The organism is Nitrosococcus halophilus Nc 4, from assembly GCF_000024725.1.
Taxonomy (GTDB): domain Bacteria; phylum Pseudomonadota; class Gammaproteobacteria; order Nitrosococcales; family Nitrosococcaceae; genus Nitrosococcus; species Nitrosococcus halophilus.
Genome location: NC_013960.1, coordinates 1782093 through 1805788, shown reverse-complemented (window position 1 = coordinate 1805788; position 23696 = coordinate 1782093). Strand labels below are relative to the sequence as shown.

Sequence of the window (23696 nt, the reverse complement as noted above, 5' to 3'; positions counted from 1 at the left end):
GGCCTATCCCCCTTGCTCATTCTGACCCTTGATGTAGTTACGGATATTGTCCGGCTCGGGAAGACCTTGAATCGACACTTCAGGATTGTCCCCAGCCGTGAAAATCACCACATCGCCTGCGTTTAGCATTCTTTGCAACAAGGACTGATTGACCTTGACCGTGCGTACGGAATTCATATTGATCTCTGTATAGGATTTATTCAACAGGCCATGGACCCAAATAATCTCGTCCTCTTTGATCGTGAGCTTGTCCATTTTCGTCTTGATATACATCCATAAGAGAATGATAATTCCGATCCCGACAGGAATCAGCAAGATAGAGAGTACTGTGATAAACGGATTCATCCGCAGCATGGAGGGGTTGGCCTCATAAAGTATTGTCGACACAATAGGCTTTCCTTTGTTTTGTTTGATTCTAAAACCATTTTATAACTATAGTATCAAACCTACGAGTTGAGGCCCCATTAGGGCCGTTTGCCCGAATAGGCCAATCTCGAGAAAGTGCCTTTTAAAATCCAGGGACCTGGAAAACCGCTCCAGGAGAAACACCACTTACTGAATTCGCTGGAATATTTCGCAACGCTGGCCCAGAGAGCAACCCCTGTTGCCTTTGTCAAACTAGGCAGTTAGACTGCCACCACGAAGAATTTATCAAGTTTTTCAAAGTCGCACTTGCCAACAAGCGATGTTCACCTCAAGTTAATCGATAACACCAATTAAGCGAAGGACTTCGTGTGAAAACACTTAAAAGAATTGTCACCGTCATCGCTATGACACTGGTCCTAGGCGCCCTTGCTGCCTTAATCAGCTACCACTGGCCTAGGACTGCCCAGTTCAAGATTGTGGATACTGAAGTCAAACGCATTGACACTCAGGACCAATACCGCATTACTGCTGTCCGCCAAAAGGACGACAAGCGGATGGTATTCCGTAACGAGGACGCCTGGCATCGGCTCAAATTTGACAGTGCTGACATCCAGGGCGATGCAGCGATTGCCGCGCGGGATGATCTCGTGGCGGAAATTACCTATTATGGCTGGCGCAGCAATCTCTTGTCGTGGTTCTGGAATGTCAGTGATCTGGAAATCCTACGGGAGGAGACGGAAGCAAAGCCGGAGCCAATACCCCAAGAATAGGAGGAGCCCCTCCTCCTATTCGGCCCATACCGCAATATTCAGCCGATTGTCTAGCTGCTGCCCGTCCTTATTTTTGTGCTTCCCAAAAGGTCAATAAATTGAACCATCGCCCCACCGGCTGTACCTGGCGAAAACCCGCTGCGGACAAATAATCCGGAATTTCACCCCGAACATGGGCGGCGACAGCAGGCATGAACAACTGGGGCCATAGCAGCAACCACCATAGAGGATGACCCGGCCGGTCAAAATCCACCGCCAACAGACGCCCGCCAGGCTTGAGGACGCGATAAATTTCACTCAATCCCTCTCGTTTCAACCCTACAGGCAAATGGTGCAACATCAAGCTAGATAACACCACATCGAAGCGCCTGTCCTCAAAAGAGAGACCTTCCACAACCCCCAATTCAAACTGAGCCTGGCTCCCGGCACGGCTTGCCTTTTTTCTGGCCAAGGTAATCATTGGGGGAGAAGGGTCAATCCCCACCACCGCCCCTGAAGGACCCACTTCCTCCGCCGCCAATTGGGTTAACACTCCCGTACCGCACCCCACATCCAGGACTTGCTCGCCAGGGCTTAGCCAAGCATGGCGCAGCGTCTCCCGTCGAAATTTCTTTCTCAAACCCACCAGGGCACATTCTGCATCGTAAAACGGCGCTTGCCATTTCAGCACGGCTCCCTGGGTTTTGGGCGCCACTTCCCGGCTTGAATCATTCATGTTGTTATCCTGTGGGTAATAGACTGCACTCTGAAATTGGCGCGGTTTCCAACGCTGTCAACAACCGCTGCCAGATCCCATACTCGACCTCTCCCGGCCGGGAGGGGCTGAAGATCTGCAACACATTTTCTCCTGCCCAATTATACAGCTCCAGGCAGCACAACGTACCTTCCTTCCCCGGCTTACGCAGAATCCAGACACTAGCAATCCCGGTTCCTCGCAAGTAGAGGGTAAAATCAGTATCCAAGGCCGTGAGCCAAAGCCCCGTGATCCCCACCTGCTTGACCATTCCTGTATGAATTTGCACCGCTCCCCCATTGCCCACATGAAAGCTCAAGGGCAACGCTACCTCCCTCAACGCCTCCATAAATACTTGCAGATCAGGCAAGGCAACGGGGGTGGCTAGGTCCTCTCCCACCAAACGCAAACCTTGAATTCGGGTTATCCCAAAATTTTTAAAAAGCGCCGGAAGGTCATGGATATCCTGAAGAGCGCACCATGACTGGCGGAGTAAAGCCACGTCGATTTCTTCGTCGGCGCAAAAAAGGGGCCGAGGCACCGGCGCTACCGATTGTCGGGGCCTTTGATCGGCACTGCGGTAACAGGCTATTAGGTTTTCATAGGCTTCCCGATGACTGTCCCTGGTCAGGTAAACCTTATGCACGCCAACCCCATCTCGATCAAAGAACTGCAAACTATGGCGGAAGCCATCATCCCATTTCTCTTTAACCGCAAAACCATAGTGCCAATGGTTGAGAAACAAACGCAAATCGATGGCGTCGCCCTGTATCCGCCCATAAGAATCAAGTAATTTAATGGCCTGGTATTGGCCTACTTTCTCCTGGACCGCGTGGCGGTTACCCGTTACCACCTTCACCTTCCCTAGCTGGGGTAACTCCTTGATTAAATCCCGCAGACCACATAAGCGAGTGACCGTTTCTCCGCAAGAGGCCGCCAAAACTTCAACTTCACTGATATTCCCATGGGCAGCTCTCCTGGGAAGGCAAACCCTGGGCTTTTCTTGGTCATGCCGCCATTGCGTTGTCAACATCTTAGGCCTACCCCTGTTTAGAAAGAGAAGTTTATTATATGCAAATGATAATTATTATCATTTAAATGTCAATCAATTTACAAAAATAATGATAATAATTTGCATTCGTTCTCAAATCGATTAGGATTATTAATAAATGGGTAAGGATTAAAATAAGGATTAAAATAAGGAATACTAAAATGCGCTTTTTTGTGACTGGAGAACAACGCCGCAGCACACTATTAAATACCATTATCTTGCTTTTCCTGGGCTACATCGCCCTACTTTGGGTCAGCAATGGATTGATGTATTTTCACAAAATGGGTTTAACGCCTAGCTCTGTGGCGGACTATTATCTAGGCTCGGAAGAAGACTTCACCCAACCCATTAGCTACCAAAGCTTGCTGGAAGTCTCCCACTTCCACCTTTTTTCCATGGGTATTCTCGTGCTCACCCTGGCTCATCTGATGCTGTTTACGGAACTTCCCATGTCTCTCAAGGTGTGGCTCTCCGGCCTGACCTTTTTTGCCGCAGTGGCTAATGAAGCGGGCGGCTGGCTGGTGCGCTTTGTCCATCCGGGTTTTGCCTATTTCAAGATTGGTGCTTTCCTCTTATTAGAGGGCACCCTGGCTGCCCTGCTCGTTTTCGTAATCGCCTCCCTCATCCAAACAAGGCGTCGTTTACGCACCCATCAACCTGTTCCCCCCCCCAAACGCGGGGAGAGCTATGCCCCCATGCAGGCATCAACCCGCCATGAAAACCACGAAGCGACAAATCCTGTCTTTGAGGGCAACCTAAGCCACACCTCAAATCGCTCATCCCATTAACTGGCGGGAAAAGGTTGAAGGAAAACTTTAGGGAAGGTGGTTCACGTAAGGAGAGTAAATTCCTCGGCAAAAGTGAGGTATTGAAGCGAAGGAATCGCCTAACTCTCCTGTGAGGCTTCAATGAGAAATTCCCAGGGTCATGCGGTGGTCATCGGGGCCAGTATCGCTGGCTTGCTGGCGGCCCGGATTCTTCAAAATCATTTCCAGCGGGTCACCTTGGTGGACAAGGATATTGAAACACCAACGCCAAATCCGCGAAAGGGAGTCCCCCAAGGGCGACACGGCCATGTTCTGTTGGCAAGGGGCGCTACTGCAATCGCCAAGCAATTTCCCAAGCTCTTCGCAGACTTAGTAGAACAGGGCAGCATTGTAGTCGATATCTCTACTGAAGAACTCCAGTGGTTCCATCATGGCGCCTGGAGACTGCCTCCAAGCACTAAAATTTTTGGATACTCACAAACTCGCCCATTTCTTGAGTGGCATCTAAAACGCCACTTGGCATTGCATCACCCTGTTCAATTTCTTACTGCTACCTCGGTCGTCGGATTACAGACCGATGCCCGGAAACAACGCATCACCGGAGTCCACATTCGACCAGCAGACAAGGGAGCTGTGAAAACTCTTGCGGCAGATCTAGTCATTGATGCCAGCGGTCGAGGCAGCAGAAATCCGAAATGGCTGGAAGCATTGGGTTATCCTAGACCGGAGGAAACTAGAGTGGGGATCCATCTGGGGTATGGGAGTCGACTCTACCAGCCACCTCCAGATTTCAAATCTGAGTGGAAAATTCTAGCTATCTACCCCAAAGCCCCCTCCAGCACTAAGTTTGGCGTTATCTTCCCTGTCGAAAAAAAACGCTGGTTGGTGACCTTAGTTGGTGCGTTGCGGGACTATCCCCCCGAAGACGATGAAGGCTTCCTCCAATTTGCCAAAGCATTGGATCACCCAGGAATTTATCAGGCCATTCAAAATGCCAGCCCCCTTACCCCCATTACCAAATACCGGTTTCCCACTTATCTTCGCCGACATTATGAACGTCTTGCACCATTCCCTGAAGGTTTTCTGGTCATGGGAGATGCCATGTGCAGTTTTAATCCCATTTATGGTCAGGGAATCACCGTCTGTGCCCTGGAAGCAGAGGCTTTAGAGACATGTTTACAGCACTTTAGGGATGACCTATCAGGGCTCTCCAGAGACTATTTTAAAAATGCCTCCCGCCTCATTGATAACGCCTGGAGGATGGCAACCAGTGTTGATTTTCTGTACGCCCAAACGGAGGGCAAGCGGCCCCTAGGGACCTCCTTAATGAGTTGGTATAACGCCCGGCTACTTGAGCTATCAGCCCGGGACAAAAAAATCGCCACCACTTTCCATGAAGTGTTGCACTTCTTGAAACCCCCGACCGCCCTATTTCATCCCTATATTATTAGGCAAGTTTTGAAGTCGGGCTTAAGATCTACCATTAGATCTTGCAGGTAGTGGGCGAACTTTAAAATAAAGTTAGCCTAATTACGATCTGAAGCGTGCGCAGCCACAGTGCTCATGAGCTTACTGCGGATGAATTCTCGAAATAGCCGCACCCGCGCCGGGGCCTCCAACCCACTTAGACTGATCGCATAGAGCTTACCTGCGGCGACGGCCCACCCGGGGAGGACCGGGACCAGGGATCCACCGGCAAGACTGGCGGCTGCCACCATGCTGGGAAGGGGACCGATGCCGCCTCCCGCCAAGATAATCCGATGCACACTAGCGTAGTCACTTGCACGAGCGACAGGCCGAGTAGACACTTCCACGGCCCGACCCCGGCGGTCAGTCAGCACCAGTTTCGCAGCGCCGATTCCCTCTTGCCGGGCAACCCAATCATACTCGACCAACGCCTGAGGCATGGTGGGGAGGTTGTGAGCGGCAAGGTAGGCCGGTGAGGCATACAGCCCAATATGGAAACCGATGACGGTGGAGGCGCGATAACCCATATCCGGCAACTCGCCAGGGATCGCCCTGAGCGCCAAATCAATGCGGTGGGCAGCCAAATCCAGGGCGACGTCAGTCAGGAGCAATTCGACCGTGATCTGAGGATACAAGGCGCGGAATTTAACAACCAGGGACGGCAGCACATCGACCCCCAGGTCGATCGGCGCGGTCACCCGCAGGTGGCCTTGGGGAACCGAGCGGGACTGCCGGGCACCCTCAGCCGCATCAGCAAGCAGGGACAGGGCCTCGCGCGCCTTAGCATAGAAGGCGAGCCCTTCTTCGGTGGCGCTAACCGCCCGCGGCGTCCGTGCCAGCAGGGCCGTGCCCAAGCGACGTTCTAGGCGTGAAATACGCCGACTGATACTCCCTTTGGTTTCACCCAATGTCCTGGCCGCGCCCGAGACCGTGCCAAACTCGATCACCGCGCAGAAAGCCCGAATATCTTCCAGGGCGCCGCCTAAGGTTTCCGATTCATCAACCATGGGTTCCGATTTAGCCGTCTTCTAAATAAAAGGAAACTACCATAAAGTGTATTCCATCGGTAGGATGCAAGCCTCGCCTCCCGCCACAACCCAACGGAGAAGTGCAATGAACACCCTAATATCTACGGCAACCACCACCCCCGGCCCGACCTTCTTCAACCGCTTAGCTCCCTTGAGCTACCCGCTGGTGCGGGTGACCACTGGCCTGCTGCTGATGCCCCATGGGGCGCAGAAATTATTCGGCGGGTTTGGGGGTCATGGCCTGACCGCCACCGGCCAATATTTCGCCAGCAACTTGGGGATGGAACCCGGTATTTTATTCGCCCTGTTGGCCGGCCTCATCGAATTCTTCGGCGGCCTAGCCCTGGTGTTGGGCCTGCTGACCCGTCCGGCGGCGCTAATCGTGGCCGTCTTCATGGCGGTAATTATATCCGTCCATGTGCCCAGTGGTTTCTTTTGGAACAATGGCGGTTTTGAATATCCCCTGATGTGGGGGCTGATGGCCCTGGCCATCTTTTTCCGTGGCGGCGACCGCTATTCCCTGGATGCGCAATTGGGTCTACGAATCTGAGTATCTGATACCAATTTAGTTAAAGAATGCAATTTATTGAGGCTTCAAGTGGTTGTTTAGACTGAATATATAGAATGCAAAATTACATGAAATTGGTATGATTAGGCACACACAGAGGAGAACACTGAGATGCCCGAAAACCGTTTGCCGAGTATGTTTGTGCCCCATGGGGCCGGACCGTGCTTTTTCATGGACTGGAATCCCCCGGGGACCTGGGAGCGGATGGAATCCTGGCTGCGGGGCCTCACGGGCCAGGTGGGCGCAACACCAAAGGCCCTGTTGGTGGTCTCCGCCCACTGGGAAGCCGAGGTCTTCACGGTTAATGCCCAGGCCCAACCCGGCCTGCTCTACGACTATAATGGCTTCCCCGAGCATACCTACCGCCTCACCTGGCCCGCACCGGGTGCTCCTGCGTTGGCCGCGGAGGTTGGCGCACTGCTGGCGGCGGAGGGCTTTACGGTGGCCGAAGACCATGAGCGAGGTCTGGATCACGGGGTGTTTATCCCCATGAAGCTGGCCTTCCCGGAGGCCGATGTGCCGGTGGTGCAGTTGTCGCTACGATCAGGCCTGGACCCCGCCGAGCACCTCAAGGCAGGCCAGGCCTTGGCGCCCCTTCGCCGCCAGGGGGTGCTGATCGTCGGCAGTGGCATGAGCTACCACAATATGGCGCAATTGCGCCACGGCGGCACAGCCCTCGATCCCGCCTCGCAGCATTTCGATGCCTGGCTAGCGGAAACCGTGGCTTTGCCGCCCGCGCAAAGGGAACCACGGCTGCTCGATTGGGCCCGTGCGCCGGGGGCACGGGACTCCCATCCACGGGAGGAGCACCTATTGCCCCTCCATGTGGTGGCCGGTGCGGCGGATGGGGACTCAGGGTTGAAAGTGTTCGAGGACCAGGTGCTCGGCAGTGTCCAGTCCGCCTTTCTTTTTGGGGATACCTATGGCCAACCGTAACGGTCCGAATCATGGAAAGCTTTTCAAAAATTAATCGTTTAGGTAACAACAGTGACTATTTGGAGAGGGGAAAGAATCGATTTCAGCGCTCCCATTTTTTCCAAATTGCCGGCGCCGTTCGCTTTGACGGGTAAGGCTCAGTCAACACAATAGCAAACACCTAGGAGGTATGACCCATGGCAAAACTACTCGTTCTTTATTACAGCATGTATGGCCATGTGGAGACGATGGCTCACGCTGTAGCCGAAGGAGCTCGCTCCGTGGATGAGGTCGAGGTCACCCTAAAGCGGGTGCCGGAACTGATGCCAGAGGAGGTCGCCCGCAATGCGGGGGCCAAGCTCGATCAAGAAGCCCCCATTGCCACGGTTGATGAATTGCCGGAATACGACGGGATCATTTTCGGAACGCCCACCCGGTTTGGGAATATGTGCGCTCAAATGCGAAACTTTCTTGACCAGACGGGGAAGCATTGGATGAGCGGTGCGCTGATTGGTAAGGTGGGCAGTGTCTTCACCTCTACCGCTTCTCAACACGGCGGACAGGAAACCACGATCACCTCCTTCCATAGCACGTTGCTGCACCAAGGCATGGCGATCGTCGGTGTTCCCTATTCCTGCCAAGCGCTGCTCAACATGAATGAAATTACGGGCGGTTCCCCGTATGGTGCAAGCACGCTGGCAGACGCCGATGGTAGCCGGCAACCCTCAGAGAACGAGCTGACAATCGCCCGCTTTCAAGGTGAGTATGTGGCTAAGTTTACGAAAAAGGTCGTGGAATAACCGCTCTACATCCAGTTTTACAGCTGAGGAGAAAGCTTCATGACCCTACCCAACGCACAGTGGCCGAAGTTGCCCTTGGAACAGTGGCAGGATACCTACGAGACGCTCCACCTCTGGAGTCAGATCGTAGGAAAGATCCGGCTAGCGCAGATGCCCTGGATCAACCACTCCTGGCATGTTCCTTTCTACGTCACGGTCCGTGGGCTGACGACCTCCCCCATCCCCTATGGCGCTGGCGCTTTCGAGATCGCTTTCGATTTCCATCGCCACGCCTTGCAGGTGACGACCGCCGTGGGCGAGCAGCGCTCCTTTGCGTTGGAGCCCATGTCGGTGGCGGACTTCTACCAGAAAGTCATGGGAGTCCTCGGCGAACTGCACATCGAGACGCCCATTTGGCCGATGCCCGTCGAAATTCCCAACCCTATCCAGCCCTTCCCCGAGGACGAAGCCCATACAGCCTACGATCCGGAGCCGGTCGAGCGCTTCTGGCGTGCCTTGCTGCAGGTGCACCGGGTCTTTACAGACTTCCGCGCCCGTTTCATTGGAAAGGTGAGCCCGGTGCATTTTTTCTGGGGCGCGTTCGATCTGGCGGTGACCCGCTTCTCGGGCCGGACCGCGCCGAAACACCCGGGGGGCATCCCCAATTGTGCGGATTGGGTGGCGGAAGAGGCCTATTCCCATGAGGTCTCGAGCGCCGGCTTCTGGCCGGGCGCCGGGCTAGGCGAGGCCGCCTTCTACGCCTATGCTTACCCTGAGCCGGACGGCTTTCGGAAATACGCCGTGGGACCGGAGGCGGCCTACTACCACGAAGCGCTGGGCGAATTCATCCTGCCCTACGAGGCGGTGCGAATGGCTGACGAACCCGACACGGTGCTGCTGGAATTCTTACAGCGCACCTACGAGGCGGCTGCTGACCTCGCCGGGTGGGACCGCCATGGGTTGGAGCGAAGATAGGACCATCGAATGGGGCACCCACGGATGTCCTTACGAGGTAACGACGAAAAGCAATTCCACTGGGAGATAAACACATCATGAAGCGAAACTTTGGGAATAAGATGGGGGTAGGACGTCATCTCAGCCGACGAGAGATGCTCCTTCTAACGGGGGTCACAGCCGCCTCTCTGGTGATGGGAAGGCACGTACGGGGGCAGTCCACACCTGGGATGCCTACCTGCGTGGTGAGACCCCAGCAGACGGAAGGCCCCTATTTCGTGGATGAGAAGCTCAACCGCTCCGACATCCGCTTCGAGCCCTCGGACCATGCGATGAAAGAGGGCGTTCCGTTGCGTTTGGTGTTTCGCATCTCCCGGATAGAGGGTAGCGCTTGTACGCCACTGAGTGGCGCCATGGTGGATGTTTGGCAATGTGATGCGCTGGGCGTTTATTCGGACGTTCAGGACATCAACGGGTTATTCGATACCCGGGGGAAGAAGTTTTTGCGGGGATATCAGATAACGGACGCCAGCGGGAAGGTGGAGTTCGTCACTATCTATCCGGGATGGTATCCGGGCAGAACCGTCCATATCCATTTCAAGATTCGCACCGATCCTACCTCGCCACGGGGCCATGAATTTACCTCACAGCTTTATTTCGACGACTCCCTCACGGATCGAGTGCACGCGCAGGCGCCCTACGCCACAAGAGGACAGCGCACTTTGAGGAACGCCGACGATCGTATCTTCCAAGGGGGCGGCAACGAGCTGATACTCCCGCTCGCCAAGGAGGCCGCAGGCTACGTCGGAACGTTCGATATCGGACTTCAGATGACCTGAAATATCGCTTGGCTTTGCTCAGGGTTCAGCGCCACCCTGGTCAACAGCGATTGAAGTTGTCGAGGCCAAGGAGACCCGGCGCCGATGGTGGTGATCAAATCTGGGCGAATGCTTGGCTATCTGATAAGTCGGTTGGCGGGTGAATAATGCATGCCAAGCGATACCCCGGTAACGGGCGCTTTGATGCTGGCGAAGATTTATGAGGAAGCGGGTCTGCCCGCCGGTCTGTTCAATGTGGTCGTTGGGTCTGCCCGCGAGATCGGGTCCGCGTTTACCTCGCACCCGATCCCGCGTCTGAATTCGTTCACCGGCTCCACGGCAGTCGGTATGGACATTGGCATCAATAGCATGAGGAGTCCGATCATCAAAAAGGTCGCTCTCGAACTGGGAGGCAACGGCCCACTGGTGGTCCTGGATGACGCGGATATGGATACGGCCGCCGATGCCGCCGTCTTCGGGAAATTCATCAATCAAGGGCAGATCTGCATGATTGCCAACCGGATCATCGTCCATCAGGCTGTTCATGATGAATTCGTGCACCGGTTTGTGGAGCGGGTGAAGACTCTCAAAGTGGGGGACCCCAAAGAGGCGGATACGGTGATCGGGCCCATCATAAATAAGCAGCAGTGCGAGGGGATCATGGCCCACATCGAATCGGCCCGCCAAGAGGGCGCCAAGGAACTCCTGGGAGGAGCCCCAAAGGGGTTGCTCATTCCACCTCATATTTTCACGGGCGTCACCATGGCCATGAGGATCGCGCGCGAGGAGATTTTCGGGCCTGTTGCTCCGATCATCAAGGTGAAAGACGAAGCCGAAGCCTTGCGGGTAGCCAATGATACTGACGCCGGACTGACCGGTGCCGTGTTCACGCGAGATGAAAATCGCGGACTAGCCTTTGCCCTCCAGATGGAGGTCGGTATGGCCCACCTCAACGACCAGCCGGTGAATGATCTCGCCAATAATCCCTTTGGCGGTGAGAAGAACAGCGGATTGGGTCGTTTCGGCGGTGACTGGATCATTGAAGAGTTTACGACCCCCCAATGGGTCACCGTGCAGCATACGCCACGACAGTATCCATTCTAAATGAGGTATCCTGAGAAAAATGGACACCCCTGAATTGCCAGGACACCTCAGACTTCGACGGCAGCGCCATCTCGATAATCGCTGTCCGGCTCGGCAAATGCGTCATTGGAGACGCAATGTCGGCTGAACGCACCCACCAACTGGACCGGCCCGTCGTTCCAGGACGCGATCACGTCCTGGGTCCTTCGGACGCACCCATTACTCTCGTTGAGTACGGCAGCTATGCCTGCCCGCGCTGCCGTGCGGTCAACGAGCAGATCGCCAAGATTCGTGACCAGTTCGGCGACCGCCTCAGGTACGTCTTCCGGCACAAGCCCCTGACCGGTAACGACCTGGCGCTTCGCGCCGCCGAGCTGGTCGAGCAGGCCGAAACTCCGGAGCAGTTCTGGAAAGCGCACATCGCCCTGATGACTCGCTCTCCGACCCTGACCGAGGAGGATCTTTCCGCGATAGCCAGTAATCTGGGCTTGCCGCCAAGAGGTAGTGCCGCGGCCACGACGGCCGCCGACCGTGCGAAAGCGCATGTGGCGGCTGACCTCATGAGCGCGCAGGCGAGTGGCGCCCTTCTAACGCCTACCTTCTTCATCAATGGTCGGCGCTACGACGGTCCGTGGGACGAAGTTTCATTCGCCGATGCCTTGCTCGGTTCACTGGGTCATCGCGTGCGAACCGCTGCGCTCGAGTTCGCGGCTTGGACGCCCGCACTCGGTGTGCTCCTTCTGCTGGCCTCGCTGGTGGCGGTCGCACTGACAAACTCTCCCTTCGCCGCCGGTTTCAGCGCGTTCTGGCACCGAAGCCTAGGTTTTACATGGGGCGACACCGGCTATCAGCTGCCGTTGTTGAACTGGGTAAACGACGGTCTGCTAAGTATTTTTTTCCTGGTCGTCGGTCTGGAAATCAAGCGGGAGTTCACTATCGGCCATCTGTCAAGCCGGAGGCTCGCGGCGCTGCCGGTCGCAGCCGCGATCGGCGGGATGGTGGTTCCGGCGTCGTTGTACGCGCTTGCCATACCGGGTGGCCCGTGGGCCTCGGGGTGGGGCGTGCCGATGGCGACCGATACGGCTTTCGCCGTGGCGCTGATCGCCATGATGGGGAAACGCGTTCCAGTGGAATTACGCATCTTCCTAACTGCGGCAGCCATTGTCGACGATATCGGCGCAATCACTGTCGTGGCATTGTTCTACTCCAGTGACCTGCATAGCGGGTTTCTGGTCGCCGCCTTGGCGATCGTTGGTTTGCTGATGCTGCTCAACAAATCCGGCATCTACCGCGTTGCTCCTTATGCGCTGCTCGGACTGGCGCTCTGGGTCTGTGTGCACGAAGGAGGCATCCACGCCACTTTGGCCGGCGTGGTTCTAGCCCTGTTGATTCCAACCCGTCCTCCGCCGAACCTGTCTGCTCTGATGGCGCAGGCAGATACCATCATTGCAGTGGAAACGTCAGAAGGACCCGAAGGCCTGGGGCACAGATTATCCACACCGGCGCTCCAGGCACTCGATGCCATTCATGATCGGCTGGAATCCCCTGCCGCCCGCGTCCTGCGGCACGTGGAGCCTTGGTCAAGCTATGTGGTGTTGCCGGTGTTCGCGCTGGCCAATGCGGGTGTCGCATTGACGGTTGATGTACTGGACGGCCACGAATCTCTGTTCGCCGCGATCACTCTCGGACTGGTCGTCGGCAAACCCGTTGGGATGGTCCTCGTTCCAGCGCTCGCTGTCCGACTCGGCCTCGCGACGAAGCCAGCCGAGTATTCCTGGATGCAGGTGATAGGCGCCGGAGCTTTGTCTGGGATCGGCTTCACGATGTCGCTATTCATCGCGGGACAGGCATTCCCGCTGGAGGCGGATTTCGCGGCCGCAAAGATCGCCGTGTTCAGTGCTTCCCTACTGTCGGCGATCATCGGTGTGGCGATACTCGGGTGGGCGGGGACAAAGGAGAAGGAGGCTAGCTAGCCCTGTGACAACAAAGTACAGATATACGCCTTGAGCATGCGGGCCGAAGTTGAACCTACGGTCACCATGGCGGCACTGTCCTTGATCCTGGCTCGCAGCCGCGCCGTACTCGACGGCGTAAGCAATGATAAGCACTTGGAGGATGAAATGGTTGCTTCAGCTAAACGCATCACGCTCAAATGGTCACTCGCCGTTGGGATTTCAAGCCTTGCCTGCCTGCTGCCCCTGACAGCCTGGGCGGGAGCGGACGGTTCCTGGAAAAATGGCGCAGAAGTTTACGCTAAAGTCTGCGGCTACTGCCATGAGGGAGGTATTGTCGGCCCGGTCCTCAAGGGCCGCAAACTACCCCCGGAATACATTACTTTCATCGTGCGCCATGGCCTGCGAGCCATGCCCGCTTTCACGGCCGCGTTTATTGACGATGAGGCCCTAAAGGGAGTCGCCGACTACATCTCGAAATCCGCCGCAGAATCGAAAGAAGGGGAAGAAAATGGACGTTAACCGCCGTGCGTTTCTCAAGGGATTGGCGCTCTCCGGTCTTGCCGCCGCGACTCCCGGCTTCGCTTCCAGCAGCATTCTCGCTGACAAAACTCATGCCCTTAAAGGAGGCGCTCACTTGCCCATCATCGCCTTAATCCATGACTCAGCCGGCGAATCGGCTTTCCTTGCCGGCCTTCGCTCCGCCCAGCAGCCGCAGCGCAGTAACGATTCTCTGAGGGTACAGCGCTGCGACCGGGGGCTGGATTTTCTGCAATCCCTGCACACTTTGCTGCATTCGGGTAAACCCGCTCAGATCATTGGACTGGTCGATGATGCCAGTGGCGCGATCATTGTGAACATGGCCCGCCCGACCGCTGCTCGCCTGTACTGGCTTGGCCAGCATGCCGTAAGTGGCGGACAATCGCGGCACACCCTCCTGGCCGCGGAGGCCGGACATGATTGCAGTCGGCGCTTTGCACGGGAACTCGATGCCTGTGGCCCTAGTTACCACCTCACCGAACAGCCCGTGGCGGGGCCCGCCGGCTTAAGCCAGATGACCTTTACCGCCCGGCAGACTCCCCAGGACGGCGGCTGGACGGTGGCCCTGGGCTTTGCTCTAGCCAGCCTAGCAAGCAATTCTACGGACCCATCGCCGGGAGTCAGCAACAGCATCGCAGCGGCCCCCTTGCTGGGAAATTTTGTTTCTTTCGCGTTCAAGACCTGAGGAGTCAAAGACATGCCTACTAATAACTATAATGTACTGCCCCGGGGCGTCGAGCAGAGTGAATTCCACACGGCGGTTGAAAAGTTCAAGGCGCTACTCGGGCCGGAGAATGTGCGGACGGAGTCGAGTCGGCTCGCCCCCTATATGAAAAATATGATGCCGGTCCCCGAGTCCGAACACGCCCCTTCGGCCGCCCTGACGGCTACCACCGTGGAGCAGGTGCAAGGCATCGTGAAGATCTGCAACGCCCACAAAATTCCGATTTGGACTGTCTCCACTGGCCGTAACTTGGGTTACGGCACGGCGGCGCCCCATCATCGCGGCCAAGTCATCCTCGACCTGAATAAGATGAATAAAATCATCGAAGTCGACCCAGTGCTCTGCACCGCCTTGGTCGAACCCGGCGTCACCTACCAGCAGTTGGTCGATTACCTCAAGGAAAAGGACTACAAACTGTGGGTCGACCCACCCGCCCCCTCGGCCATCGTCGGCCCGGTCGGCAATACCCTGGATCGCGGCGTGGGTTATACCCCCTATGCCGAGCATTTCATGTTCTCCTGCGGCATGGAAATAGTCTTGGCCAATGGTGAGGTGCTGCGCACCGCCATGGGCGGTATACCCAACTCCAACACCTGGCAGACCTTCAAGTGGGGCTACGGTCCTTATCTGGATGGCATCTTTACCCAGTCCAATTACGGCATCGTCACCAAGATGGGCTTCTGGCTGATGCCCGAACCGGCAGTGTTCAAGCCGTTCGCTATCCGTTACGATAAGGACGAGGATATCGAGGATCTGGTGGAGATGTTCCGCCCCCTGAGCATCAGCGGCATCATTCCCAACGGGGTGGTGCTGGTCGGCACCCTCTACGAGGCCAGCGCTACGGTGCGCCGCTCCGACTACACCACGGAGAAGGGCGCCACCTCCAAGGCGATTATCCAGCGTATCCGCGACGAGCACCAGATTGGCGCCTGGACCGCTTATGGCGCTTTGTACGGCACCCAAGAGCAAGTCGATGTGAACTGGAAGATCGTCACTGATTTAGTCGAGGCGGCCGGCAAGGGCACCATCATTACCGAGAATGAGGCGGGTGACGATCCGGCTTTTAAATACCGGGCCGATCTCATGCGCGGCAATATGACCATGACCGAGTTCGGCCTCTATAACTGGCGTGGCGGCGGCGGCTCCATGTGGTTCGCGCCGGTGAGCCAAGCCAAGGGATCGGAAACCCGCAAACAGGTTGAGTTGGCCACCCAGATCCTCAACAAACACGGCCTCGACTACGTCGGTGAGTTTATCGTTACCCAGCGTGCCATGCACCATATTATCGATGTGCTATTCGATCGCACCGATCCGGAAGAAAACAAAGCCGCCCATGCCTGTTTTGACGAGCTGCTCGATGAGTTCGCCAAGCACGGTTATGGCGTTTACCGGGTGAATCCCGCGTTCATGGACAAAGTGGCGGATTTATACGGTCCGACCCAGCGCGCCGTCAACAAGACGCTCAAACGGGCGCTGGATCCGAATAATATTTTTGCCCCTGGCAAATCGGGTATTGATTTGGAGTCTTGAGCCACGGCCGATAGGCTGGGCCATAGAGTTCAGCGCTGCGTCATAGCTCAAAGTAATCAAGGCTAGGCAATGCTCAGTGCAATGAGCACGCGTATCAGTATTATCGCCCTATGCCTGCTCGCGTTTTGTATGGGATTGATTTGGGAATACAGTGCGCTGCCCTCCCTAGAAAGTCGTAGCCCATCCAGCGCGCTTTTCGACACTGCTAGAACTCGACTCGGGAGGGCCATTTCTCCGCGGGTTGACGCCCATCCAGGAAAATCGGGCATTTACCCGCTGCCGAATGCACATGATGCGTTTGCCGCACGGGCGTTGCTGGCACAGGCAGCCGAGCGTACCCTCGACGTTCAGTATTATATCTGGCGCAAGGATATGACGGGCACGTTGTTATTCGAAGCCCTTCATGCCGCAGCCAATCGGGGCGTTCGAGTGCGACTGCTCCTTGACGACAATAATACCTCCGGACTCGATACGATGCTTGCCGCGCTGGATTCTCATCCCCATATCGAGGTTCGTCTGTTCAATCCCTTTGTAATTCGTAAACCGCGCCTGCTTGGCTATTTAACCGATTTCTCCCGGTTGAATAGGCGTATGCATAACAAGTCCTTTACCGCCGATAATCAAGCTACCATTATCGGCGGCCGTAATATTGGAGACGAGTACTTCGGGGCAACCGAAGGTGTACTGTTCGTTGATCTGGATGTAATGGCCGTGGGTCCGGTTGTTACCGAAGTGTCGAAAGATTTTGATAGGTATTGGGCCAGCGCATCGTCTTATCCTATTGCTCGATTGCTACCGCCCGCTGATCCCGCAATGCTTGCAGAGATCGCGGCGGCTGCGCCGCTGATCGAACAGGATCCGGCAGCCGCAGCTTACACGAGCACGCTACGCCATTCTTCCTTTGTACGTGACTTGATCGAAGGAAAATTGCCGTTGGAATGGGCTGCAGTGCGTATGATTAGCGATGACCCCGCTAAAGGGCTAGGACTTGCTGCGCCTGACACGCTTTTGCCCTATAAACTGGAAAAAATCATCGGCAAACCGAAAACGGACATGGAACTTGTATCGGCCTATTTCGTACCTACCGCTGCCGGCGTCGACTGGTTCACTGCTTTAACGGGCCGGGACGTGAGAGTCAAGGTACTGACTAACTCATTTGAAGCCACAGATGTTGCCATCGTCCATGCCGGCTATGCAAAACGGCGCAGGGCTCTGCTTAAGGCCGGCATCACACTCTACGAGTTGCGGCGCTTGTCGCCAGAGAGGGGGGCGAGTAAAAGCGCTGGCCCGATAGGCAGCTCTGCTTCAAGCCTGCACGCGAAAACGTTTTCGGTGGATCAACACTGTGTTTTCATTGGATCGTTTAATTTCGATCCGCGCTCGGCAAAGCTGAACACTGAATTGGGTTTTGTTATTGATAGCCCAGTATTGGCCCAACAAATCAAAGCCGCACTCGATAGCAGTGTTCCTGCTAGTGCTTATGAAGTGCATTTGTCGGATACCGGGCAATTATACTGGATTGAGCATCAGAAAAGGAAGCGGGTGCGGCATAATACGGAACCGGGCACAAGCTTTTGGCAACGTGCCGGAATCCGGTTTCTGTCGTGGCTACCGATTGAGTGGCTATTATAGACTGGGTGCATAAGGGTGAATATTAGGTTTCAATATTCAGACGGTTTTACAACTCCAAAAACCCCCCCCTCTCCACGCACAGGGTGAGGCATCCCACAGACAGCAAGGAGTAGTTTATGGCTGACAAGAAAGCATCGACGAACCATCCTATCCAGGAACTGCTCGCGGAACGCTGGAGTCCCTATGCGTTTGCAAGCCAACCGGTTGAAGAAGCAGATTTATGTGCCCTGTTCGAGGCGGCACGCTGGGCTCCCTCTTCTGGTGGTGCTCAAAAAGTAATGCTTTGAGTTTGTGAAAACAGAGCGACTCCGTTGTAATAGGAAGCGACCAAACTTTCTTCACAAGGAGTCGCTCTGATGAACAACTTGCGTTGCCCACGTTGCGAATTATCGCACATTAAGAAAAACGGTCGCACCCACTACAGTAAACAAAATCACGCCTGTCTGAACTGCGGGCGGCAGTTTGTGGCCGACGCCCATCGTATTGACGAGACCACGCGCGCCTTGGTTAAAAAATTGCTGCTAGAGCGGCTGTCGTTGCGAGGCATTTGTCGGGTACTGGAGGTGAGTTTGACGTGGTTGCTGCAGTTTATCGATGAGCTATACGCGCACTTGCCTGATGACCTGGGTGTTCAATCGGTCTCACCCGATCGGGCCATTGAGATGTTTTGTTTAGAAGTCCAAGCCGATGAATTATGGAGCTTTGTTGGCTGTAAAGCGAACAAGCAATGGCTCTGGCTGGCGCTCGATCCCTGCTCGCGCCAAGTATTGGCCTTCTATGTTGGTGACCGCTCACGGGACAGTGCCCGTGAGCTGTGGCTACGCCTTCCGGCAAGCTATCGCAAATACGCCACTTTTTCCACTGACGACTGGGAGGCCTATCGGGGCATTATTCCCCCAGCGCAGCATCAAGTGTGTCCCAAGGGCTCGGGGCAAACCAATGCCATCGAACGGTTTAACTGCACCTTGCGTCAGCGCGTCTCGCGCTTGGTTCGTCAAACCCTTTCATTTTCGAAAAAACTGGCCAACCACATCGGGGCAATCAAATTCTTTATTTGTCATTACAACCAAGAAGTTATACGACAACCCTGAGCAGCATTACTTTTTGAGCACTACCCCTCTTCTTATAACGAGCAACCGTGGCGCTATATCGTGGCCACCAAGGAGGACCCGGAACAATTTCAACAGCTACTTTCCTGCCTTAACGAGGGAAATCAGGTCTGGGCGCGCAATGCGCCGGTTCTCGCTTTGGGCGTGGTGAGTCTGAAATTCACGCGCAATGGCAAGGATAATCGAGCCGCCGTTCATGATCTTGGCCTTGCGGCCGGCAACCTGGTTCTGGAAGCAACGGCACGAGGTCTATTTGTCCATCAAATGATTGGCATACTGCCGGATAGGGCACGCGAGGTATACGGAATCCCTGAGGGATGCGAGGCCTGGACGGGGCTGGCAATCGGCTATAAGGGGGATCCGGCTAACCTTCCCGAGCGCCTACGCGAACGCGACCGGACGTTGAGACAACGCAAACCGTTGAGTGAGTTCGTCTTCGGTGGAAAGTGGGGGAACCCGCAGCGGTGGTGTTAAGGATGTGAATCCAAGATGCCTACTTTCAAGCCTCCTGGAATGAAAGAAGAAGATGAAGATGCCCTTACCATGGCTACGGGCGTTTGTGCGCCTATCATTACTCGCCGGCGCACTCCTACTCGGTGCGTGCGGCGAGGAAGAGCAGGCCCAGCAGGTCGCGCCGCCGCCGGCAGTAATGGTCGCCAGCGTCGAGCAGCAGGACGTCACACCCTCTGTCACGTTCAATGGCCGCATCGAGGCGGTCGATACAGTGGATCTGCGTGCCCGGGTCGAGGGGTTCATCGAGCAGCGTCGCTTTAAAGAAGGTGATGACGTCAAAGCTGGGGAACTGCTGTTCATGTTGGAAAAGGCCCCTTACGAGGCGGAGATCAAAAAGATTCAGGGCCAGATCACGGCGGCTAAAGGGACGCTGCGCCTGGCCCAGATCGAGGTCGATCGCCGGGAGAAGCTAGTGAAGCGTAAGCTGGTCGCCCAGGCAGAGTTGGATCAGGCCGAAGCCAAGCATGTACAGGCGCTCGGCGAGCTGCAGCGGCTGCGGGCTATCCTCGAGCGTGCCAAGCTCGACCTGGGCTACACCGACATCACGGCCCCCATCGACGGCAAGATTAGCCGCTCCCCCTTCTCTGTCGGCGACTTCGTGACGCCCTCCAGCGATCCGCTCGCGACCATCGTCAGCCAGGATCCGATGTACGTTAGCTTTCCGGTGAGCGCGCGCCAACTGCTCGAGGTGCGCAGGACCGCCGAAACCCGCGGTCGGAATCCGCGAGCCGTCGCGGTGAAGGTCCGGCTGCCGGATGGCTCGACCTACGGCGAGACTGGGACGATCAACTTCGTCGATGTCCAGGCCGATCCGACGACCGATACGGTGACGGTCCGCGCGACGATTCCCAATCCCCAGCAGATCCTCGTCGCTGCTCAGCTTGTCGGCGTGATTGTCGAGCAGGAACGGCCTGAGCAGGCGCTGGTGATCCCGCAGGCGGCAATCGCCGTTGACCAGGCGGGCCCGTACGTGCTGGTTGTCAACAAGGAGAGCAAGGCCGAGCAGCGCCGTATCCGCACGGGCAGCCCACAGGGCAGCGGCATCACCGTTACCGAAGGTCTCCGGAAAGGCGAGCAAGTCATTGTTGAGGGCCTACAGAAGGTTCGGCCAGGACAAGTCGTCGCGGCATCGGAGGCTAAGCCATGATCTCCCGGATCTTCATCGAGCGGCCACGGTTCGCCTTCGTTGTTTCGATTGTCCTCACCCTCGCCGGCGTTCTCGCCATCTTTGCGATTCCGGTCGCGCAGTTTCCGGACATTGTCCCCCCCCAGGTCCAGGTGACGGCCAGCTACCCGGGCGCCAACGCGGAGGTGGTTGAGGCGACCGTGGCCCAGCCCATCGAGCAGCAGGTCGTCGGCGTCTCCGATATGCTCTACATGCAGTCGACCTCTTCCGCCGACGGCGGGTACACGTTGACCGTGACCTTCGCCCTCGGCACCAACCCCGATATCAATACGGTGAACGTGCAGAACCGGGTGGCGCTCGCCGAGCCGTTGCTTCCAGAAGAGGTGAGCCGGCAGGGACTCTCGGTGGAAAAGCGGTCCTCGGGGCTACTACAGGTTATCCAACTTTACTCGCCCAATGGCACCTTCAATCAGCTCTATCTGAGCAACTACGCAACGATCAACGTCATTGACACCCTCAAGCGCATCCCCGGCGTCGGCGACGCCATGCTGTTCGGCGCCCTCGACTACTCGATGCGCATCTGGCTCGATCCCGACAAGCTCACGAACTTCCAGCTCACCCCAGTCGAAGTCGCGGCGGCCATCCGGGCCCAGAATGTTCAGGCGGCGGTCGGGCGTATTGGCGCCGCACCGCTAAACCCGGACCAGCAGGTTCAGCTCACCATCAGCACCCAGGGACGCCTGACGAGCGAGCAAGAGTTTGGGAACATCATCGTCCGCGCCAACCCCGACGGCTCGGTGGTCCGGGTCCGTGACGTGGCTCGGGTCGAGTTGGGAGCCCAGACCTTCGACCGGTTCAGCCGCTTCAACGGTCAACCGAGTGCCGCGATCGGGATCTATCAGTCGCCCGGCGCGAACGCCATCGCCGTTGCGGAGCGGGTCACCGCCCGTATGGAGGAGCTCGCCCAACGTTTCCCGGACGATCTCGAATATCTGACCATGTACGACACGACCGTGTTCGTGACCTCGACCATCAAGGCCATCATCCAGACGCTATTGGAGGCGTTCGTGCTCGTGGCGCTCGTGGTCTTCGTGTTCCTCGGCAAGCTGCGAACGACGATCATCCCGCTGGTGGCCGTGCCCGTGTCGATCATCGGCACCTTCGCGGTGCTGCTGGTCATCGGCTACAGCGCCAACACGGTCTCGCTCCTCGCCCTCGTGCTCTCCATCGGCATCGTCGTCGACGACGCCATCATCGTGATCGAGAACGTCGAACGGGTGATGGAGGAGAAACCCCACCTCTCAGTCAAGGAGGCGACACGGAAGGCAATGGACGAGATCACCGCGCCCATCATCGCCATCACCCTGGTGCTGCTCTCCGTCTTCGTGCCGGTAGCCTTCATCCCGGGCATCTCGGGCGAGTTGTTCCGCCAGTTCGCCGTTGCCGTGTCGACGGCGATGGTGATTTCAGCGATTAACGCCCTGACTTTGTCGCCGGCGCTGTGTGCCATGCTGCTCCAGGCGGGCCACCACCGGCCGCGAGGCCCGGTCGGCTGGATGCTCGCCGGCATCGACAAGCTGACCACGGGCTACACTTGGGTGGTGCGCAAACTCGTCCGGATCAGCATTGTCTCCATCGTGTTGATTGTTGGCGCGTTCGCGCTCACGGGCGGCGTCTTCAGCGTGACGCCCCAGGGGTTTCTGCCCGAGGAAGACCAAGGCGCGATGTTCGCGATCCTGCAGCTTCCCGAGGGCGCCTCCCAGAACCGCACTTCGGCGATCGCGCGCGAGGTCGAGGCGATCATGCAGGCCGATCCCGCCGTTGAGCACGTGCTCGGCGTCATTGGGATGGACTTTATCAGCAACAGCGCCGCCTCCAACAGCGCGTTCTTCGTAGCCCGGCTCAAACCCTACGCCGAGCGCGAAGACCCGGACCTGAGCGTGGCGGCGGTGATTGAGCGCCTACGGCCGCAGTTCGCGGCGATCTCCGGTGGCACCGCCGTTCCCCTCAACGTGCCACCGATTGTCGGTCTCGGCTCGACTGGCGGGTTCGAGTACGCGCTGGAGTCCCTCCAGGGGCAGTCGGCAGCCGACATTGCGGCCGTGGTGCGGGGATTGACCCTTGCCGCTAACCAGGAGCCGGCGCTGGCCGGCGTCTTCTCCACCTTCGCCGCCGACACGCCGCAGATCTATCTCGACGTCAACCGCGAAAAGGCCCAGACGCTTGGCGTGGCCATCGACGACATCTTCACTGCCCTGCAGGCCACACTCGGCGGCTATTACGTCAATGACTTCAACCTGTTCGGCCGGACCTGGCAGGTCAACATCCAGGCCGAGGTCGATTACCGCTCCCAGATCAAGGACATTTATCGGATTCACGTGAAGAACGACCAAGGCGAGATGGTGCCGATCCGAGCCCTCGCCGAGGCGCGCCTGGTGCTCGGGCCCCGGGCGCTGACCCGCTACAACAACTTCCGAGGGGCCATCGTCAACGGCGCTCCGGCACCCGGCTACAGCAGCGGTGAGGCGCTCGTGGCGATGGAGCGGCTGTCGGCGACGACCCTGCCCGCAGGCTATGCTTTCGAGTGGACCGGAACGGCGTTTCAGGAGAAGGAGGCGGCCGGAAAGACCGGCATCGTGCTCGGGCTTGCGGTGGTCTTCGCTTATCTCTTCCTCGTCGCCCTCTATGAGAGCTGGAATGTCCCAATTCCGGTGCTGCTCTCGGTCATCGTCGGCGTACTGGGGGCCGTTGTGGCGGTCTGGCTCGCAGGATTGACATTCGACGTCTATGCGCAGATTGGGCTTGTGGTGCTGATTGCCCTTGCGGCCAAGAACGCCATCCTGATCGTCGAGTTTGCGCTTGCCCAGCGCAACGCCGGCAAGTCGCTGATTGATTCCGCCATTGAAGGGGCACGGCTGCGCTTCCGTCCCGTGATGATGACCAGCTTTGCTTTCATCCTAGGGCTTCTGCCGCTGGTGATCGCGACAGGGCCGGGTGCTGCGAGCCGGCAGGCTGTCGGCACGCCGGTCTTCTTTGGCATGCTGGCGGCGTCCGCCATCGGCGTGTTCGTTATCCCGATGCTCTACGTCGTCTTTCAATGGATGCGAGAGAAGACCAGCCGGAAGCCGGAGCGACCGAGGCCAGAGAAGCTGGCAGCGCCACCACCGACGTCCTCGTCCGCTGAATGACGATGCCATCAACCCTGCCCGCTGGCCTATCAAAAATGAAGGCAGATAAGGACATTGTCTTAACCTCCTCTTGCTGTCTGTGT

Annotated in this window: 22 protein-coding genes and 1 pseudogene; 19 read left to right on the top strand and 4 right to left on the bottom strand. The window is 57.1% G+C overall.

Annotated features, from left to right (window positions below):
- Positions 1-3 precede the first annotated feature (3 nt).
- The gene (locus NHAL_RS08605) at positions 4-387 is read right to left on the bottom strand and encodes a PH domain-containing protein (protein ID WP_013032782.1); all 384 of its coding nucleotides are present in this window, start codon (positions 385-387) and stop codon (positions 4-6) included.
- A gap of 347 nt (positions 388-734) precedes the next feature.
- On the opposite strand from NHAL_RS08605, the gene NHAL_RS08600 reads away from it, so the two are divergent.
- Positions 735-1136, top strand: coding sequence for a DUF1523 family protein (locus NHAL_RS08600; RefSeq protein WP_013032781.1), 402 nt, complete (start codon positions 735-737; stop codon positions 1134-1136).
- A gap of 67 nt (positions 1137-1203) precedes the next feature.
- On the opposite strand, the gene NHAL_RS08595 is transcribed toward NHAL_RS08600, so the two are convergent.
- Positions 1204-1851 carry a class I SAM-dependent methyltransferase gene (locus NHAL_RS08595; RefSeq protein WP_013032780.1) on the bottom strand — a complete coding sequence of 216 codons (648 nt, stop codon included), beginning with the start codon at positions 1849-1851 and terminating at the stop codon, positions 1204-1206.
- A gap of 4 nt (positions 1852-1855) precedes the next feature.
- Positions 1856-2902 (bottom strand): hemin-degrading factor, encoded by a 1047-nt coding sequence (locus tag NHAL_RS08590; RefSeq protein ID WP_013032779.1) that lies wholly within the window; start codon positions 2900-2902, stop codon positions 1856-1858.
- Positions 2903-3081: 179 nt separating this feature from the next.
- On the opposite strand from NHAL_RS08590, the gene NHAL_RS08585 reads away from it, so the two are divergent.
- On the top strand, positions 3082-3708 hold the full coding sequence (locus NHAL_RS08585) for a hypothetical protein (RefSeq protein ID WP_013032778.1): 627 nt from the start codon (positions 3082-3084) through the stop codon (positions 3706-3708).
- Positions 3709-3828: 120 nt separating this feature from the next.
- A complete protein-coding gene (locus NHAL_RS08580) occupies positions 3829-5187 on the top strand; it encodes an FAD-dependent oxidoreductase (protein ID WP_013032777.1) in 1359 nt (452 codons plus the stop codon).
- Between the two features lie 26 nt (positions 5188-5213).
- On the opposite strand, the gene NHAL_RS08575 is transcribed toward NHAL_RS08580, so the two are convergent.
- Positions 5214-6161: a LysR family transcriptional regulator gene (locus tag NHAL_RS08575; RefSeq protein ID WP_013032776.1), complete on the bottom strand. Its 948-nt coding sequence runs from the start codon at positions 6159-6161 to the stop codon at positions 5214-5216.
- Positions 6162-6267: 106 nt separating this feature from the next.
- On the opposite strand from NHAL_RS08575, the gene NHAL_RS08570 reads away from it, so the two are divergent.
- The 16 genes and pseudogenes from NHAL_RS08570 (at position 6268) to NHAL_RS08500 (ending at position 23613) form a co-directional block, all read left to right on the top strand.
- Positions 6268-6732 carry a DoxX family protein gene (locus tag NHAL_RS08570; RefSeq protein WP_013032775.1) on the top strand — a complete coding sequence of 155 codons (465 nt, stop codon included), beginning with the start codon at positions 6268-6270 and terminating at the stop codon, positions 6730-6732.
- Between the two features lie 129 nt (positions 6733-6861).
- Positions 6862-7686: a DODA-type extradiol aromatic ring-opening family dioxygenase gene (locus tag NHAL_RS08565; RefSeq protein ID WP_013032774.1), complete on the top strand. Its 825-nt coding sequence runs from the start codon at positions 6862-6864 to the stop codon at positions 7684-7686.
- Between the two features lie 176 nt (positions 7687-7862).
- The gene (wrbA, locus tag NHAL_RS08560) at positions 7863-8465 is read left to right on the top strand and encodes an NAD(P)H:quinone oxidoreductase (RefSeq protein WP_013032772.1); all 603 of its coding nucleotides are present in this window, start codon (positions 7863-7865) and stop codon (positions 8463-8465) included.
- Positions 8466-8504: 39 nt separating this feature from the next.
- Positions 8505-9419 (top strand): DUF5996 family protein, encoded by a 915-nt coding sequence (locus tag NHAL_RS08555; RefSeq protein ID WP_013032771.1) that lies wholly within the window; start codon positions 8505-8507, stop codon positions 9417-9419.
- Between the two features lie 77 nt (positions 9420-9496).
- On the top strand, positions 9497-10237 hold the full coding sequence (locus NHAL_RS08550) for an intradiol ring-cleavage dioxygenase (protein WP_013032770.1): 741 nt from the start codon (positions 9497-9499) through the stop codon (positions 10235-10237).
- Between the two features lie 150 nt (positions 10238-10387).
- Positions 10388-11320: an aldehyde dehydrogenase family protein gene (locus tag NHAL_RS20335; protein WP_013032769.1), complete on the top strand. Its 933-nt coding sequence runs from the start codon at positions 10388-10390 to the stop codon at positions 11318-11320.
- A 116-nt stretch (positions 11321-11436) separates the two neighbouring features.
- Positions 11437-13272, top strand: a complete 1836-nt coding sequence (nhaA, locus tag NHAL_RS08540) for a Na+/H+ antiporter NhaA (protein WP_013032768.1) — start codon at positions 11437-11439, stop codon at positions 13270-13272.
- A gap of 36 nt (positions 13273-13308) precedes the next feature.
- Positions 13309-13773: a c-type cytochrome gene (locus tag NHAL_RS08535; protein WP_013032767.1), complete on the top strand. Its 465-nt coding sequence runs from the start codon at positions 13309-13311 to the stop codon at positions 13771-13773.
- Entirely contained in the window at positions 13763-14476 is a 714-nt protein-coding gene (locus NHAL_RS08530; protein WP_013032766.1) for a twin-arginine translocation signal domain-containing protein, read from the top strand. The genes NHAL_RS08535 and NHAL_RS08530 overlap by 11 nt, the downstream gene beginning before the upstream one ends.
- Positions 14477-14488: 12 nt before the next feature.
- Positions 14489-16045, top strand: a complete 1557-nt coding sequence (locus tag NHAL_RS08525) for an FAD-binding oxidoreductase (protein ID WP_013032765.1) — start codon at positions 14489-14491, stop codon at positions 16043-16045.
- Positions 16046-16126: 81 nt separating this feature from the next.
- A complete protein-coding gene (locus tag NHAL_RS08520; RefSeq protein WP_157862523.1) occupies positions 16127-17677 on the top strand; it encodes a phospholipase D family protein in 1551 nt (516 codons plus the stop codon).
- 116 nt (positions 17678-17793) lie between these two features.
- Complete coding sequence (locus NHAL_RS20330; protein ID WP_238985482.1) at positions 17794-17964, top strand: nitroreductase family protein; 171 nt, start codon at positions 17794-17796, stop codon at positions 17962-17964.
- A 78-nt stretch (positions 17965-18042) separates the two neighbouring features.
- Positions 18043-18768, top strand: a complete 726-nt coding sequence (locus tag NHAL_RS08515) for an IS1 family transposase (protein ID WP_083761439.1) — start codon at positions 18043-18045, stop codon at positions 18766-18768.
- Between the two features lie 27 nt (positions 18769-18795).
- Positions 18796-19260 (top strand): annotated as a pseudogene (locus NHAL_RS21880) (nitroreductase family protein); the annotation flags it as partial.
- A 52-nt stretch (positions 19261-19312) separates the two neighbouring features.
- Positions 19313-20446, top strand: a complete 1134-nt coding sequence (locus NHAL_RS08505) for an efflux RND transporter periplasmic adaptor subunit (RefSeq protein ID WP_203434377.1) — start codon at positions 19313-19315, stop codon at positions 20444-20446.
- Positions 20443-23613, top strand: a complete 3171-nt coding sequence (locus tag NHAL_RS08500; protein WP_013032762.1) for an efflux RND transporter permease subunit — start codon at positions 20443-20445, stop codon at positions 23611-23613. The genes NHAL_RS08505 and NHAL_RS08500 overlap by 4 nt, the downstream gene beginning before the upstream one ends.
- The last annotated feature ends 83 nt before the right edge of the window (positions 23614-23696 follow it).